14 protein-coding genes and 2 pseudogenes are annotated in these 16,548 nt (G+C 61.2%); 10 read left to right on the plus strand and 6 right to left on the minus strand.

The window, feature by feature from the left end:
* Positions 1-29: 29 nt before the first annotated feature.
* On the minus strand, positions 30-734 hold the full coding sequence (locus tag CO660_RS12895) for a GntR family transcriptional regulator (protein ID WP_097599027.1): 705 nt from the start codon (positions 732-734) through the stop codon (positions 30-32).
* A gap of 137 nt (positions 735-871) precedes the next feature.
* Here CO660_RS12895 and CO660_RS12900 point away from each other — a divergent pair, with 137 nt between their 5' ends.
* Positions 872-1,783: a dihydrodipicolinate synthase family protein gene (locus CO660_RS12900; protein ID WP_097599028.1), complete on the plus strand. Its 912-nt coding sequence runs from the start codon at positions 872-874 to the stop codon at positions 1,781-1,783.
* Positions 1,784-1,834: 51 nt separating this feature from the next.
* Here CO660_RS12900 and CO660_RS12905 read toward each other — a convergent pair whose 3' ends face one another.
* Positions 1,835-2,893, minus strand: coding sequence for a LacI family DNA-binding transcriptional regulator (locus tag CO660_RS12905; RefSeq protein WP_097599029.1), 1,059 nt, complete (start codon positions 2,891-2,893; stop codon positions 1,835-1,837).
* A 143-nt stretch (positions 2,894-3,036) separates the two neighbouring features.
* On the opposite strand from CO660_RS12905, the gene CO660_RS12910 reads away from it, so the two are divergent.
* The 5 genes from CO660_RS12910 to ugpC all read left to right on the plus strand — a co-directional run bounded on the left by CO660_RS12910 (position 3,037) and on the right by ugpC (position 9,426).
* Positions 3,037-5,358, plus strand: coding sequence for an alpha-L-rhamnosidase (locus tag CO660_RS12910; RefSeq protein WP_097599030.1), 2,322 nt, complete (start codon positions 3,037-3,039; stop codon positions 5,356-5,358).
* Positions 5,359-5,395: 37 nt separating this feature from the next.
* Positions 5,396-6,679, plus strand: coding sequence for an extracellular solute-binding protein (locus CO660_RS12915; protein ID WP_085780836.1), 1,284 nt, complete (start codon positions 5,396-5,398; stop codon positions 6,677-6,679).
* A 62-nt stretch (positions 6,680-6,741) separates the two neighbouring features.
* Complete coding sequence (locus CO660_RS12920) at positions 6,742-7,620, plus strand: sugar ABC transporter permease (protein WP_097599031.1); 879 nt, start codon at positions 6,742-6,744, stop codon at positions 7,618-7,620.
* A complete protein-coding gene (locus tag CO660_RS12925) occupies positions 7,617-8,444 on the plus strand; it encodes a carbohydrate ABC transporter permease (protein ID WP_097599032.1) in 828 nt (275 codons plus the stop codon). Before CO660_RS12920 ends, CO660_RS12925 begins: the two co-directional genes overlap by 4 nt.
* A 4-nt stretch (positions 8,445-8,448) precedes the next feature.
* Positions 8,449-9,426, plus strand: coding sequence for a sn-glycerol-3-phosphate ABC transporter ATP-binding protein UgpC (gene ugpC / locus CO660_RS12930; RefSeq protein WP_097599033.1), 978 nt, complete (start codon positions 8,449-8,451; stop codon positions 9,424-9,426).
* Positions 9,427-9,834: 408 nt separating this feature from the next.
* Here the strand turns inward: ugpC and CO660_RS12940 are convergent, their stop codons facing one another.
* Positions 9,835-10,086 carry a transcriptional regulator gene (locus CO660_RS12940; protein ID WP_097599169.1) on the minus strand — a complete coding sequence of 84 codons (252 nt, stop codon included), beginning with the start codon at positions 10,084-10,086 and terminating at the stop codon, positions 9,835-9,837.
* Positions 10,087-10,201: 115 nt separating this feature from the next.
* Here CO660_RS12940 and CO660_RS33810 point away from each other — a divergent pair.
* Positions 10,202-10,508, plus strand: a pseudogene (locus tag CO660_RS33810) (FAD-dependent oxidoreductase); the annotation flags it as partial.
* Positions 10,509-10,527: 19 nt separating this feature from the next.
* Here CO660_RS33810 and CO660_RS12950 read toward each other — a convergent pair.
* From CO660_RS12950 to CO660_RS12960, 3 genes and pseudogenes are all read right to left on the minus strand, one after another.
* A complete protein-coding gene (locus tag CO660_RS12950; RefSeq protein WP_097599035.1) occupies positions 10,528-11,982 on the minus strand; it encodes an NAD-dependent succinate-semialdehyde dehydrogenase in 1,455 nt (484 codons plus the stop codon).
* A 10-nt stretch (positions 11,983-11,992) separates the two neighbouring features.
* Positions 11,993-12,190 (minus strand): annotated as a pseudogene (locus CO660_RS12955) (TOBE domain-containing protein); the annotation flags it as partial.
* Between the two features lie 66 nt (positions 12,191-12,256).
* Positions 12,257-13,627: an FAD/NAD(P)-binding protein gene (locus tag CO660_RS12960; RefSeq protein WP_097599036.1), complete on the minus strand. Its 1,371-nt coding sequence runs from the start codon at positions 13,625-13,627 to the stop codon at positions 12,257-12,259.
* Positions 13,628-13,828: 201 nt separating this feature from the next.
* Here CO660_RS12960 and tauA point away from each other — a divergent pair, with 201 nt between their 5' ends.
* From tauA to CO660_RS12975, 3 genes are read left to right on the plus strand one after another with little or no spacing between them, the layout of a single operon-like run.
* Positions 13,829-14,842, plus strand: coding sequence for a taurine ABC transporter substrate-binding protein (gene tauA / locus CO660_RS12965; protein WP_097599037.1), 1,014 nt, complete (start codon positions 13,829-13,831; stop codon positions 14,840-14,842).
* Between the two features lie 56 nt (positions 14,843-14,898).
* Positions 14,899-15,687 (plus strand): ABC transporter ATP-binding protein, encoded by a 789-nt coding sequence (locus CO660_RS12970; RefSeq protein WP_097599038.1) that lies wholly within the window; start codon positions 14,899-14,901, stop codon positions 15,685-15,687.
* Positions 15,684-16,538, plus strand: a complete 855-nt coding sequence (locus CO660_RS12975) for an ABC transporter permease subunit (protein WP_097599039.1) — start codon at positions 15,684-15,686, stop codon at positions 16,536-16,538. The genes CO660_RS12970 and CO660_RS12975 overlap by 4 nt, the downstream gene beginning before the upstream one ends.
* Positions 16,539-16,548: the final 10 nt, after the last annotated feature.

Below are 16,548 nucleotides of genomic sequence, written 5' to 3' on the forward strand. Positions count from 1 at the left end.
TTTCCTTTTCTGGCCATCCCGGCGGCGCTTCAGGATAGGCCGATCGCCACCGGCCGGTCGAGGTTGCGCGCGAGATAGTCCTGGATCTGGCGGACGATCTGGCCGGCGTGGGCGATGGCCAGCCGGTCGGCGCGTTCGGCGTCGCCGGCCTCGATGGCGGCGATGATTTCCTCGTGTTCATCGACATATTGCCGGGGCAGCCGGTCGTCAAATGTCGAATAATAAAGGCGAAGTATGCGCCGGCCTTCGTCGAGCAGTTTGGCGAAAAAGGCCGTGTAATAGGTATTGCCGGCAAGCTCGGCGATCGCCACGTGGAATTCACGGTTGGCCTCGATCATCGCATAGGCGTCGCGCTTAGCAACCGCGCCGGCGAAGTCCTTCTGGTGCCGGCGGATGGTTTCCATGATCGCGTCGTTCCGCCGCCCGGCGGCCCCGCGCGTCGTCACCCGGTACATCAGCGTCAGCGCTTCGAAATAGGTGGGCAGGTTGGCGAAATCGATCGGCGCAACGATCGTGTTCCGGTTCGGCAGCGTCGTGACCAGCCCGTCGGCGGCAAGGCGCAACAGCGCTTCGCGAATAGGTGTCCTCGACATTCCGAAACGTTCCGACAGCCGCACCTCATCGAGCGGGCTGCCGGGTTCCAGCGCCATCGACAGGATCTCCCGGCGCAGCGCGGCATAGATACTCTGAGTGCCGGAACCGCGCACCCGCACATTTTCCACGTCGTTCTGCATGCGTCCCTCCCCTTGATGAGAGCCTTGTAATGCGTTTTGGCCGATTTCGGCAACGCCCCACGAATTTACAAATCATGGCGATTGTGTCTTGTCGACAGTTTGTATATAACAAATCGACTTTAACGGAGTTTCGATCGATGACAACAGGATGGAAGGGCGTATTTCCCGCCGTAACGACGCAGTTCAACGAAGACCTTTCCGTGGATCTTTCCGCAACCCAGCGTGTTCAGGACGCGCTCGTCAATGACGGCGTCAATGGGCTGATCGTCATGGGCACATGTGGTGAGAACAATTCGCTCGACCCCGATGAGAAGCGTACGATCCTCGAAGCCGCCGTCGAGGTCGTCAACGGCCGCGTCCCCGTCGTGACGGGCGTCTCCGAATTCGATACGCGCCGTGCCGTCGCCTATGCCCGCGACGCCGAAGAACTCGGCGCCGACGGGCTGATGCTGCTGCCGGCCATGGTTTATGTGCCGAAGCCCGAAGAGCTGATCGCGCATTTCCGCACCGTCGCCGAAGCGACCTCGCTGCCGATCATGCTCTACAACAATCCGCCGGCCTACCGCGTCAACATCGGCGCCGATGTGCTGAAGGTGCTTGCCGATGTGCCCAATATCAAGGCGGTCAAGGAAAGCGCGCCGGATCCGCGCCGCTTCACCGACCTCATCAACGAATTCGGCGACCGTTTCGATATCTTCGCCGGCCTAGACGACGTCGCGCTCGAAGGCCTGATGCTCGGCGCCAAGGGCTGGGTCTCGGGGCTGACCAGCGCCTTCCCGGAGGAATCCGTGCAGCTCGTTGCCGCCGCCGAACGCGGCGATTGGGAAGGGGCCCGCAGGATCTACCGCTGGTTCATGCCGCTTCTGCATCTCGATGCCGAGCATGACCTCGTGCAGTCGATCAAGCTCGCCGAGCAGATCATGGGCCGCGGCTCGGAACGCGTCCGCATGCCGCGCCTGCCGCTTTCAGGGGCACGGCGCACCGAAGTCACCGCCATGGTCGAGAAGGCTGCCGCGACGCGTCCTTCGAAACTCGCCAACGCCGCCTGAGATTACGAGGCCGGCAGCGCAGATGAGCTGCCGGCCTTTTCATCCCTCGCTCTAAGTGACCGGAGCCTTGCCGGATCGGGTCAGGCTGTTGCGGCTGACCAGCGACGGCATCTGGAAAATATGTTCCGCGCCGGCGCGGCCCTCTATTCTCGAAATCAACGTCCGGGTGGCGACCTGACCGAGTTCCCTGCCCGATTGATCGATGCTTGCTAGATTGACGAGGCCGAGCGCTGCGGTCGACGAATTGTCATATCCGATGACGGCAAGATCCTCGGGCACACGCACACCCGTCTCCATCGCCAGGCTCAGAAGAGTGATGGCGTCGAGATCGCTCCAGCAGAAAACGGCGCGCGGCCTGTTCTTTCTCGACAGGAACTTTCGCATCGTTTCCTCCCGCTTTGGCGGGGCGATCGGAATTTTGGTGATCGGCGCAGACGATCCCAGTCCGGCACGCTGTATCGCCCGGCGGAAGCCGATCTCGCGCTGGCGCACGACAGAGACCTGGTGCCCCTCACGCTCGCCGAGGCTCAGCATTTCGATGTCGCGATAGCCGCAGGCAATCAGCGCTTCCACCGCAATCTCGGCTCCACGCTGGTCGTCGGCATTGACCGTATCGAAGGCCGTGGCGCCGGCATCGTGATAACCGACGGCGACGATCGGTATCTGAGCCGCGAATTTTGCGATGATGTCCGAAGGCAGGCGCGGCGCAACGAGGATCAGGCCGTCCATCTTGTAGTCGATCATCGACTCGATCAACGACGTCTCCAGCTGCACGCGCGCATCACTGACGCCGATCATCGCCTGGTAATGCGAAGGCGCCAGCACGCCGTTTACCCCGGCAATCACCTCCGGCAGGAAGGGGTTGCGGATGTCGATCAAAAGCACGCCGATGGTGAAACTCCGGCCGCGCAACCCGCGCGCCGCCCGTGAGGGCCGATATCCAAGTGCTTCAATAGCGTCGGTCACTCTTGCCCGCAGCGCTTCGCTGACGCCGTAAGCGTTGCGCATCACCTTCGAGACCGCGGCGACCGATACGCCTGCATGCGTTGCCACCGTCCGGATCGTCACGCGATCATTTCGTTGCAGTCTTTTTTTCTCTTCGATCGACATGAAATCTCTGGGCTTGCGCTGCGGGCGGTCACAATCGCCCTTAGAAACACCATGGCAGACTGGTGACGAAATTTCTATTGCGCTTCCGAAAAAAATGTAGAACGTTATATGGAGAACGTTCTACATCTCTGTGGGAGGACTTGATGAACTTTCAGCCGGCAGCCATCGACAGCAATCTCGTTTCTCGCGCCTGGTCCGGAGAGATGATCGCACCTCTGTCGGACCGCGGCCAGGGAACGGCCGCAAGCTTCGTCTCCAAGACCTTCGATCATGACGGCACCGACCTTCCGATCGAACTCTTCATCTCGGCACTCGGCCTCTATCGCTGCTTCATCAACGGCACCCGCGTCGGCACCGATCTGCTGACGCCCGGCTGGACGAATTACGACGCCCGCATTGCCTATCAGCGATACGACATCTCGAGATTTCTGAAGTCAGGCATTAACCGGATAGAGATCTGGCTCGCCGACGGATGGTACCGCTCGCCCATCATGTGGGGCGCCCAGGCTATTCCCAACTGCTGGGGCGACAGGATCGGGGCCATTGCGGATCTGGTCGGCCCCAGCGGCACCATTCTTTCTACCGATACGACCTGGCAAAGCGGCCTTCTGCCGATCCAGAAGTCGGGGATCTATTTCGGTGAGATTTACGATGCACGCCTGGAAAAGGTCGCCGAAACCCACGGGACCGAGCGATTGCCGTTCGACACGGGGCTGCTCGTCGCGCATGAGACGACAGCGGTGCGGGAGCTGCAGCCGCTCGCCCCCATCGAAAGCTGGACCGATCATGAAGGCAGGACGATCTATGATTTCGGCCAGAATGTCGGCGGCTACGTCAGATACACGGTCCGTGGCGTCAGCGGCACCGAAGTGCGGGTCGAGCACTCGGAAGTCCTCGGGCCGGAACGCCATTTCGACAATCGCAATTATCGCGCCGCCGCAGCGCATACCCTCTATACGCTCAGCGGAGGTGGTGACGAGAGCTACGCGCCGCATTTCACCTTTCACGGCTTCCGTTATGCCAGGGTGACGATCAAAGGCGATGCGGAGATTGTTGAAATCGCCTCGATCCCAATCTCCTCGGTGCCGGAACCGGCGGGCGGCTTCACCTCGGGCAATCCTCTCGTCAATCGCCTGGTTGAAAATACCATCTGGTCGCAGCGCGCCAATTTCATCGAAGTGCCCACAGATTGCCCGCAACGCGACGAACGGCTCGGCTGGACGGGTGATGCCCAAGTCTTTGCCGCGACGGCCTGTTGGCTGAGCGACAGCCAGTCCTTCCTCAAGAAATATCTGCGCGATGTGATGGCCGACCAGCGCGAGGACGGCGCCGTTTCGCATTTCTCGCCCGACCCGACGCGTCTGCACCCCGGCAATTTCCCGGGCTATGCCGGCTCGACCGGCTGGGGCGACGCGATTGTCGTGATCCCCTGGGTCCTCTACACCCATTACGGCGACCGGTCCGTTCTTTCGGAGTGCCTGGGCTCGATGGTGCGCTGGGTCGATTTCGTCTGGTCCATCTCGGACGGCCCGATCGTCCGTCCGCCCTCGCATTGGGGCGCCCGCGGCTTCACCTTCGGCGACTGGCTGCAGCCGGTCGGCGATAACAGAAAGCCGCGCCCGACGATTGCCGACGATTGTGCGGCGACCCTCTACCACTTCATTTCGACGGATCTTCTAGCAAAGGTCGCTGGCGTTCTCGGTGAGCATGCGCTCGAAGAGCAGATGAAGGGCCGCGCCGACAAGATCCGGCTGGCTTTTGCCAACGAGTTCATCACGCCGGCCGGGCGGCTCGCCCATAACGATCAGACATCCTATGCGCTGGCCTTCCTGTATGACCTGATACCGGGTGAGCATCATGAGGCCGCCCGGCGACATTTCAGGCAGGTGGTCGTCGATGCCGACTACAAGATCGGCACCGGCTTCATCGGCACGCCGGCCCTTTTGCCGGCCCTGACGAAACTCGGGATGGACGACCTCGCCGAAAAAGTCTTCCTGCAGGAGGATGTGCCGGGCTGGCTCTACCAGGTTTCAAAGGGGGCGACGACGATCTGGGAGCGCTGGGATTCGATGGCGCCCGACGGCACCATCTACGAACCCGACATGAACAGCTATAACCACTATGCCTATGGCGCGGTCTGCCAATGGCTGTTCGAATGTGTCGCCGGCATTTCGCCGAGCCCGGCCGCACCCGGCTTTGCCGAAGTGATCGTCGACCCGGCGCCGATCCCGTCGCTTTCGCCGGTTTCGACCTATCACGATATCAGCCAGGGGCGCATCGAGGCCGGCTGGCACTGCACCGGCAGCGAGGTCACTTATGTGCTGACGCTCCCGGAGGGTTGCGTCGGCCGCTTCCGGCCCGGCCGGCGGCACCACAATGCGTCACTCAATGGCGAGCCTGTCATCGAGGAGGCGGTTCTTCCCCCAGGCACGCATAGGCTGGTCTTTTCCCTACCTGATTATTGAGGAGCATACAGGTCAAACCGTCCAGAGGAGGAACGTCATGACACATCGGATAAAGCTCATTCTTGCCGGCGCATCCGCGCTTCTGGCCCTAGCCGCGGCCGGCCCGTCGCAGGCCGAAGTCACGCTGTCATTCCTGATCGACAACAATCCCGATACGGTCGCGGCGGCCGAGGCGCTGGTTGCCGCTTATCAAAGCAAGGCACCCGACGTGACGATCGAGATCGAGCAGCGGCCGGGCGGTGGCGAAGGCGACAATATCGTCAAGACGCGTCTGGCGACGGGGGAGATGTCCGATGTGTTCCTGTATAATTCCGGGTCGCTCTTGCAGGCGCTGAAGCCGACGCAGACGCTTGTCGATCTGAGCGGTCTCGCCTCGCAGGCGAAGGTGTCCGGCGACTTCAAGGCCGTCGTTAGTGCCGACGGCAAAGTCTATGGCGTTCCCTTCGGCACGGCGATGGCCGGCGGGATTCTCTACAACAGAAAGATCTACCAGGACCTCGGCCTCTCGGTGCCAAAGACATGGGCGGAGTTCATGGCGAACAACGCCAAGGTCAAGGCATCGGGCAAGGTCGCAGTCGCGCAAACCTATCGCGACACCTGGACCTCGCAGCTGTTCGTATTGGCCGACTATTACAACCTGCATGCTGCCGTTCCGAACTTCGCTGCCGACTATACCGCCAACAAGGCGAAATACGCAGAGACGCCGGCAGCGATGAAAGGCTTCGAACGCCTAAAGGAAGTTCATGACGCCGGGCTAATGAATGAAGACTTCGGCGCAGCAAGCTATGATGACGGGTTGAGAATGGTGGCCACCGGCGAGGCGGCGCACTATCCGATGCTGAGCTTTGCGGTCGGCGCAATTAAACAGAATTATCCTGAAAACCTCAGCGATGTCGGCTTCTTCGCCCAACCGAGCGATGAGGCAGCCACGAACGGCCTGACGGTCTGGATGCCGCCTGGCCTCTATATTCCGGCCACCAGCCAGCACGCCGAGGAAGCAAAGAAGTTCATTGATTTTGCCGGCAGCGTCGAAGGCTGCAAGGTGATGGTGGAAACCAACGCCGTGCAAGGGCCCTCCCTCGTCGACGGTTGCGATCTCCCGGCGGACGTGCCGCCTGCAATCAAGGACATGCTTCCTTATTTCGAGGCTAAGGACAAAACGACGCCAGCGCTGGAGTTCGTTTCGCCGGTCAAGGGCCCGGCGTTGGAGCAGATCACCGTCGAAGTCGGCTCCGGCATCCGTCAGCCTGCGGAAGCCGCCAAGCTCTATGACGAGGATGTGCGCAAACAGGCCAAGCAACTCGCCCTGCCCAACTGGTAGCGGACGCTCGGGCCATCAACCTCGCTTCTGAAGGGCGAGGTTTCCCGATCGAAGAGGTAGTCATGACCGAGATACGCCCGCGCTCGCGCAATTCGCCCTACCCCCTATGGTTTTTTATCCCCGCCGCCATCATTTACGGCGTGCTGTTCCTTTTTCCGACCATATCGTCTCTCTGGTACAGCCTGACGCGCTGGGATCTCTCGACAGCCCAATTTATCGGGCTTGAAAATTTCCAGCAGTTCTTTTCCGAACCGTTCCTGGTCAAGGGGCTGATCAACACCGTGATCTACGCGGTGACGACATCCGGCCTGAAAACGGTCTGCGGACTGCTGCTGGCCGTGCTGCTCACCAGCAATATCTTCGCCCGCGGCTTTCTGCGCACGCTGGTCTTCTTTCCCGTGCTGGTTTCGACGATCGGCATCGGCATCACCTTCACGGTCATGATGCATCCGACCAAGGGCATCATCAATGTTACGCTTGAGACGCTTGGAATGCCGGGGCCGGGATGGCTGACCAATCCGACGCTCGCGCTTTTTTCGGTGGCCCTGGTCGATGTTTGGAAGGGGGTCGGCCTTGCCACCCTGATCTTCATCGCCGGCCTTGCTGCGATCAGTCCCGACTATTATGAGGCCGCCAGGATCGACGGCGCCACACGGCTCCAGCAATTCGTTCGGATCACCCTGCCGCTCGTGCGCCCTGCCACCGTCATCGTCGTGACATTGTCGCTGATCGGCGGCTTGCGATCCTTCGACCTGATCTGGGCCATGACCCGCGGCGGCCCCGGCTTCTCCTCCGATGTGATCGCCTCGGTCATCTATAAACAGTATCAGGCTGGTTTTTATGGTCTGTCGACGGCCGGAAACGTCATCCTGTTCGCGCTGATCGCCGTGATCATCCTGCCCTTCACCCTATGGTTCAACCGGCGCGAGGTCGAGGAATGAGAAGCGTCCGACCCTATGTGACGGGTGCAATCGCCCTTGCCGTCGGGGCGGTCATCTTCGTCATGCCTTTCGTTTTCGTCGCTCTGCAGGCGGTGAAATCCAAATCGGAGGCCTCCCGCCTCGATTTCGAACTTCCTGAGCATTGGCTGTTCTGGGACAATCTCGTCGCCGTCTTCAAGGCACGCGACTATCAGCTCGTGCTCGCCTATTTCAATTCGACTCTGATCACGGTCGTTTCCGTCACTATCCTGATCCTGCTGTCGGCGATGGTCGGATATGTGATGCAGCGCCGCAAGACCGCATGGAACCGCGTGGCCTTCGCTGCGCTGTTCATGGGCCTGATGATGCCGCCGGCCGTTGTTCCCACCATCGGCCTTTTGCAGGACATCGGCCTCTTCAAGACCATGACCGGGATGATCCTGATCCAGGTTGCCTATAATCTCTCCTTTTCGGTCCTGCTCTATCGGTCGTTCATTTCGACCATCCCGCGCGATCTCGACGAGGCGGCGCTGATCGACGGCGCCAAGCCCCGGCAGATCTTCTTCCGCGTGGTCCTGCCGCTGCTGAAGCCGGTGACCGTGACCAATATCGTCGTCCAGTCGATCGCGATCTTCAACGATTTCACCAATCCTCTCTATTACCTGCCGGGCAAGGAGAACGTGACGGTGCAGCTGACGCTCTATAATTTCCAGAGCATGTATTCGAGCCAGTACAATCTGCTCTTCATGAACATCCTCCTCGTAACGATCCCGCCGCTGATCGTCTTCATCTTCTTCAACCGCCAGATCGTCGCGGGCATGACGTCAGGCGGAGTCAAAGGGTAGCAAAATGGCTGAGCTCACTCTCAAACAGGTTCGCAAGAGCTTCGGCGCACTCGAAGTCATCAAAGGAGTCGATCTTGAGGTTGCCTCCGGCGAATTCGTCGTTTTCGTCGGCCCATCGGGATGCGGGAAGTCGACGCTGCTGCGCATCATCGCCGGCCTGGAAGAGACGACCTCGGGTAGGCTGACCATCGGCGGCAAGGACGTGACCTATGCGGAACCTTCCGAGCGGGGCATCGCCATGGTGTTCCAGAGCTATGCGCTTTACCCGCATATGACGGTTGCCGAGAATATCGGTTTCGGGCTTTCGCTCGCCCGCCGCCCGAAGGCTGAAATCGCCGAGAAGGTCGCGGCGGCAGCCGAAACGCTTCAGCTCACTCATCTGCTGCAGAGAAAGCCGAAAGCGCTTTCCGGCGGCCAGCGGCAGCGCGTCGCCATCGGCCGGGCAATCGTGCGGGATCCCAAGGTTTTCCTGTTCGACGAGCCGCTCTCCAATCTCGATGCCTCGCTCCGGGCACAGATGCGCCTGGAGATCTCGGAACTCCACGCCCGCCTGAACTCGACGATGATCTATGTCACCCACGACCAGGTCGAGGCGATGACGATGGCCGACAAGATCGTCGTTTTGAACGGCGGCGCCGTCGAGCAGATCGGCAGCCCGATGGAGCTCTACCGCAATCCCGCCACACCCTTCGTCGCCGGCTTCATCGGCAGCCCGAAAATGAACCTCTATGGCGGCGAGACGGCACGGCGAATGAACTGCACGACCTACGGCATCCGCCCGGAACATGTCAGGCTTTCGGAAGGCACCGGCCAGTGGCAAGGCAGAATCCGACATGTGGAACGGCTCGGCGCCGACGCGATCCTCTATCTCGATGTCCCCGAACTCGGCGAAATGATCGTGCGCGCCGAAGGCGAGACGCCGTTTGCATCAGGCATGACGGTCTGGGCAAATCCGATGGAGGGAGCGGAACACCGGTTCTGAGACCGGGCTAAAGCCCCTCCTCGAGAAGCAACCCTAACGACCGAAGATCCGCGCCTCATGGCTGCTTGTTCAAGAGAGCCGCCAGATCCTCTTTGAGCCGGACCGGCAGATTCATCCGTTCTTGAAGAATGCTCATGATACCAAGATCGCCGTTCTTAAGCTCGCGAAAGAACACATGGTGATGCTCGTAACGACCGAAATTGACTGAACGCTTGATGTCTGCCGGAACCGCCAGACGTTGTGGAAGCTGTCGCCTGGTGGGCCGATCCTGGCACAAACGCTGCAAATACGCGTGCAGTCCGAGAATATAGGCGTCCGCCTGCTTCTCTCGCCACGCCTCAACCGTGTCGGGCCAAATCTTGTCCTGCGCGTCGTCGGCGCGGATAAAATCAAATTGTCACCATCAGGCTATCGGCGCTTGTTGCGGCGGATGACGTCTTTGGCCGAAACCGCGACGAATTCGCTGTCTTCAGCCCGCATGGCCGGCGCGAGTTCCCCTTGCAGCAAATCCCAGGCCTTATCACGGGTCTGCAGGTCGCGGCGAACGAGGGCACGGATATGCTCGTCGGCGTTTCCATGAAGGCCGTCGTCGCCAACCTGCTGCTGGTTATTATCCTGGAATTTCTCGCTGACCTTCACATGAATACTACCGGATGCCACGGGCATACTCTTTCGTTCGTCTGATCGTGGGTTAGCGTAGCAAATATTGTCAATATTCGTCACTATTGAACCTATCTGTCCTGGAACCGGCCGGGACGCAGCGGCGCGAGAGGTAGGCTGGACAGTCGCCACAGCCGGTTGGTCGTCATTTTCCGTTCTTGCCGCAGGGGTGCTTGGAACGGCGGCCTTGCTGGCCGACCATCTTTCGATCGAGTAACGGCGACTGCGCCTCCTGAACAATCCAGCTGGCCATTCCTCTGCTCTCCCCCGCAAGATTGCTGCGTTCGTCAACGCGACACATAGCCTGGCACAGCTCGGATTATCTCTGCGCTCGGCGGCGTCATCTCCGATTATGTGACGGCAGCGATTTGCGAAGTAGGTCCCTGGCGGCACAAAGCTTCGTCAATAGGATTTCCGTGGGAAGCGCGAGTGTCGACCGGCTCAGGCGATGCCGCCCAGGCATACATATTTGAGTTCGGTATATTCGTCCAAGCCGTGCTTTGACCCCTCGCGGCCGAGACCCGACATCTTGACGCCGCCGAACGGCGCTTCCGCCGTCGAGACGAGACCGGTATTGACGCCGACCATCCCATATTCCAGCGCTTCGGCGACGCGGAAGACCCGCGACAAGTCGCGCGCGTAAAAATAGGAAGCCAGGCCGAACTCTGTATCGTTCGCCTGCTCGATGACGTCCTCTTCGTCGCGGAAACGGAAAAGCGGGGCGAGCGGCCCGAAAGTTTCCTCGCGCGCGACCTGCATGCCGGCGTTGACGTCGCGCAGGATCGTCGGTTCGAAGAAATGACCCCCAAGTGCGTGGCGCTTGCCGCCTGAAATGACGCCCGCGCCTTTTGCAACGGCGTCCTGAATATGGCTCTCGACCTTAGCGACAGCGTTGTCGTCGATGAGCGGCCCAAGCACGACGTCACGTTCAAGACCATTGCCGACCTTCAATGCCGAAACGGCCGCGGCCAGCTTGTCGGCAAATGCCTCGTAGACGCCGTCCTGGACATAGAGCCGGTTGGCGCAGACGCAGGTCTGGCCGTTGTTGCGGAACTTAGCAATGATCGCGCCTTCGACCGCAGCGTCGAGATCGGCGTCGTCGAAGACGATGAAGGGCGCATTGCCGCCGAGTTCGAGACCGAGTTTCTTGATCGTAGGCGCACATTGCCGGTAAAGTAGCTCGCCCGTCCGGGTGGAGCCCGTGAATGTCAGGACCCGGACGTCGCGGCTTGCGGTCATCGCTCCGCCGATTGCGGCGGCGTCACCCGTGACGATATTGAGAAGCCCCGCCGGCAGGCCGGCGCGCTCCGCGAGAACGGCGATCGCGATCGCGGAGAACGGCGTCTGCAGCGCCGGTTTGAGAACGACGGCGCAGCCGGCGGCAAGCGCGGGGCCGATCTTGCGGGTGATCATCGCGTTGGGGAAATTCCAGGGCGTGATCGCCGCCACCACGCCGGCCGGCTGGCGCAGGACGAGGATCCGCTTGTCCGGCTGATGTCCCGGTATGGTCTCGCCGTTGATGCGTCTTGCCTCTTCGGCAAACCATTCGATGAAGCTCGCACCATAGGTGATCTCTCCCTTGGCTTCGGCCAGCGGCTTTCCCTGCTCCAGCGTCAGGATCATCGCCAGATCGTCGCGGTTTTCGATCATCAGGCGGTGCCAGGTCTTGAGAACGGCGGCGCGCTCGCCGGCCGTCTTCTTTGCCCAAAGCTTCTGCGCGACCACGGCAGCCTGGATGGCCTCTTCCGTTTCCGCCGCGCCGAAGTCAGGGACCGCGCCCAGCACCTCACCTGTCGCCGGATTGCGGACCATGGCCGCCCGGCGCCCTTCTGCTTCGATCCAGCGATCGGCGATGGGACAGGCCTGACGGAACAGCGAGGGATCATTGAGCTTCATGGGACAACTTTCAGCAGAATACGTGAGCGGCGCCGGGATCGAAATCCAGATGGACTATATCTCCGCGATTGAGCCCGGCAATAGCCTCATGACCGAACGGCAAACGGACCGAAAGCGCCTCGCCTGTCACCGTCTCCGTGGAGACATGAATATTGTTGCCGAAAAAAGTAATGTCGTAGACCGTCGCGGCAAGACCCGCGCCGGCGGCTACGGCCCGCGTTGACGCTGCGGCCGGCAATTCAACAGCACCGAACCGAGCCTGCGGATAGTCGGTCTAAGCCTCGGGCGCCGACTGCCTCGCAACGATCGCTTCGACCACGGCTTTGGCCTGCACCCGAATGTCGGGGACGGCGGTAATTTCCCAGAATTGTCCCGCCGTCAAGGCGCCCACCGCAAACAGCCGGACAGGCGAGATCCGGGATGACCCTATAACCTCGGAAGCAGCATTCACCTGAATGCCGAGGCCGAGAGGATCGGCGGCGATCAGCTGAGACCGGTTCATTTCCTGCAAAAGCGGTGAATGGCTGATGCCGGCGCGCTCCATTCCCGTGCAGTTGATCAGCCAATCCGTCTTGATTTCGGCGAGATCGCTTGTAGCTCTGACCCTGTATCCGGCGACGAGCCTGCCCTCCTCGGCCTCGAGCGATTTCAGGAAGCCGGCGTGGAATCGAACGGTTCCTTCCGAGACAAGTTGGTCGAACCTGTCGAACACGTCGGGCGCGACGCGGTGACGGTGGATGTTCCACCAGGGAAGCGCATGCCTGAGGAAGCGGGCCCGCTCCGTGTTTGAAAGCCGCTGCCAGAGAGCCTGTGTTTGAGGTCTCAGGCCATCCATCACGCTTCGCCAGTCGTCGACCGACCTGCTCTTTGCCCGCAAGCTCTTCAATATGCCGCTGATCGTCGTGGGAAGCGCCTCAACGTCAATCGGCAGAGGCGCGGGAGGATTTCTCGCATGCCCGAGCGGCGCAAGCCCGCGGCGCGAAAGCACGTCAATCCTGCCCCTATGGCCGTGAGCACGCAGAGCCAGAACCTGATCGATCATCGTCAGGCCAGAACCGAGGATGCAGACCTTATCGGACGATGCGACGCGTCCCAGCCAGGAGAGCCGCCAGGGGTTCTCGATGATGCGCGGCCGCATCGACAGCGGTACGGCCGCCGGGTCGACCGGCAGCTTGGCGTTGCCGACGCCGAGGCAGAGCACCACGTTCCTGCCGGCAATCTCGTCGCCATTGCCGAGATGGAAGGCCAAAGTGCTGTTGTAACGTTCCACGCATCCCGCCGCTTTGGCCCGGATGAAATCAACCCGACAGCGGCCGTCCCGCTTCCGAAGCAGCTGCGCGAGTGTATCCCTGACATAGAGGCCGTAATCGCTGCGCGAGGCGAAATCGCCGGCCTGCAGCCGCCGCCCGCGATTTTTCAACCAGTCGACAAAGTCGTCGGGCTGATGCGGCAGCAGGCTCATTCGGCCCGCGGGTACGTTGAGGCGGTGGAGGTAAAGTTCCGTCCGGTATGCCGTGCCGCGGCCGAAGCCGGGATCATCGCCTACGACGGCGACCGTCGCCGAAGCGGGAAGCTGCTCGATGAGATTGCAGGTCACGGCTATCGCCGAAAAACCGGATCCGACCACGATAACATCATATATCAACGCATTCTCCCTGACGGTCCACACCTTGGCTTCTGCCGCTCACTCGGCCCTGAGACCGCGCCAGCGGCAGAATCGCGAAAACAAATATCTCCATTGTCTATAAATATAGTTTGTTATTTCTCCCGCTAGCCCATTCTCACCCGTTAGGCTTTTGAGGGTGAGATCAAGGGCCGGATGTGGCCCTGAACAAAGGGGCTCAAGATGAATTTCAGAAATTTGATTGCCGCGATCGCCGTCGGCGTCGGAACACTTGCAACGGCTTTCGTCGCCGAGGCGGCGGATAAAAAGGTCGTCGTCGGCTATCAAACCGACGCGCTGCCGTCTTCGGTCGCGATCGCCAATGGCGAATTTGCCAAGGCGACCGGTTATGAAATCGACTTCCGCAAGTTCAATTCGGGGGCTGAGATCTTTGCAGCCATCGCCTCGGGCGATGTCCAGGTCGGCTATGTCGGCTCCAGCCCGTTCGCGGCCGCGGTATCGCGCGGGCTCGAGGTCAAAGCCTTCTACCTGGCATCCATCTCGGGGATCGACGAGGCTCTTATCGTCCGTAATGGCTCCGGCATCGACAGCCTGAACGATCTGAAGGGCAAGAAGCTTGCCGCCGCGCCAGTGTCGACGGATCACTATCAGCTGCTGGCACTGATCAAATCGCTGGGCCTGACCGAAAAAGACGTCCAGGTCTTCGCCATCCCCCAGCCGGAAATCGTCGCAAGCTATAATCGAGGCGATATCGACGGCGGCTTCGTCTGGGATCCGGCGCTAACCGAGCTGAAGAAGAACGGCAAGGTCCTCGTGACCTCCAAGGATGTGGCGGACAAGGGTGCACCGACCTTTTCCGCCTGGGTTGCGACCTCCAAGTTCGCCGCCGACAATCCGGATTTCCTCAAGAGCTTCGCTTCGGTCGTCACCAAATATTACGCATCCTTCGCGGCGGACAAAGCCTCCTGGGGTCCCGACAGCGATAACGCCAAGTCTCTCGCCAAGCTTCTCGGCGGCACGCCTGAGCAGCAGGCTTCGGCCCTGAAGAACCTGACGCTGCTCACCCCCGAAGTCCAAGCCTCCGACGCCTGGCTCGGCGGCGGCGAAAAGGCGGGCGCCGGCAAGATCCTCAAGGACACGGCGTCCTTCCTGAAGGAGCAGGGCAAGGTGTCCGGCGTGCTGGACAATTACGGCAGCTTCGTCACCGCCGACGCGCTCGCCGGCGCCACAAACTGATCCTCCCCGGCGCCGGCGCGGCTTGCCGCGCCGGCGCCTAACGCGCGAGTTCCCCTATGCTGAAAGTCGATCACGCCAGCGTTTTCTTCTCTGCCCGCGACGGGCGGACCGTTCACGCGCTCGATCGCGTGTCTTTCGATATTCCCGAACGCGGTTTTGTCGTCGCACTCGGAGCCTCGGGCTGCGGTAAGTCGACCCTTCTTAACGCGATTGCCGGTTTTCTTCCGCTTTCGGATGGCCGGATCACGCTCGATGGCCGCAGCGTCGAACGTCCGGGTGCTGACCGCGGCGTCGTGTTCCAGAAGGACTCGCTGCTGCCTTGGAAGTCGGTCATCGATAACGTCGCGCTCGGGCTGAAATTCGCCGGCGTAGGCCGGAAGGAACGGCAAGCGCAGGCGCTGGAACTGCTCCGGCTCGTTGGTCTCGACGAGTTCGCCGGCGCCTTTCCCTACGAATTGTCGGGCGGCATGCGTCAGCGCGTCGGCATCGCACGGGCGCTTGCGACCAATCCCGACATCCTGCTGATGGACGAACCGTTCGGCGCGCTCGACAGCCTGACGCGCGAGCAGATGCAGGAATTGTTGGTTTCCGTCTGGAACAAGACGGCGAAGAAAGTTTTCTTCATCACCCATTCGATCGAAGAGGCCCTGTTCCTCGGCACGCAGGTGCTCGTCATGTCGCCTCGGCCCGGGCGCGTCGTCGCCCGCTTCGACCTCGACTTCGTCACACGCTTTGCCGAAACAGGAGATGCCCGCTCGATCAAGGCCTCGCCAGAATTTGCCGAGCTGCGCGAGCAGATACGCGCCATTCTCCACAGCACCGAAGATTTGAGGAGCGTCGCATGAGCGATATAACACAGGCTCCGCCTATTGCGGCTCACACCGAGGATCGCCAGGTCAAGCTGGTAAAAATGGCCGGCTTCGGCGCAGGCGAGAAATCGACGGTGGCCATCAGCGTCGCCACGGCCCTCGCCATATTGCTGCTGTGGTGGTTCGTCGCCGCGCTTGGCGTCGTTCCGCACCTGTTTCTGCCGCGCCCGGACGAGGTGCTGACGCAGATCGGCGTCATCTATCATGACGGTTATGCCGGGGCATCGCTCTTCGAGCATGTCTCTGCGAGCCTGTTCCGCATCGTGGTCGCCGCCCTCATCGCGATCTCCGCGGGCATTCCGCTCGGCTTGCTCATGGGGCTTAACCGCTGGGCAAAAGGCGTGCTCGACGCGCCGATCGAATTCTACTGGCCGCTTCCGCCCCTTTCCTACCTGCCGCTGATGATCATCTGGCTCGGCATCGGAGAGACGTCGAAGATCACGCTCCTGGTGCTTGCGATGTTTGCGCCGATCTGCCTCTCGGCTCAGGCCGGCGTTCGTTCGTTGCCGATCGAGCGCGTCAATGCCGCCCGTTCGCTCGGAGCAAGCCGGCTGCAGCTCTTCCTGGATATCGTCCTGCCCTCGGCCCTGCCGGAGATTCTCACAGGCATCCGCATCGCGCTCGGTGTCGGCTGGAGCACGCTGGTTGCGGCCGAACTGATCGCCTCCACCCGCGGGATCGGCTTCATGATCATGTCGGCTTCGCAGTTCCTGGCAACGGACGTCGTCTTTGTCGGCATCGCCATCATCGCGATCTGCGCCTTCACCTTTTCCGCCGCCGTCCGCTTCCTCGAGACCTTCCTTGTTCCGTGGAAAGGCAAGCTCTGACCGAATGGCA

Source organism: Rhizobium sp. L9, assembly GCF_002531885.1.
Taxonomy (GTDB): domain Bacteria; phylum Pseudomonadota; class Alphaproteobacteria; order Rhizobiales; family Rhizobiaceae; genus Rhizobium.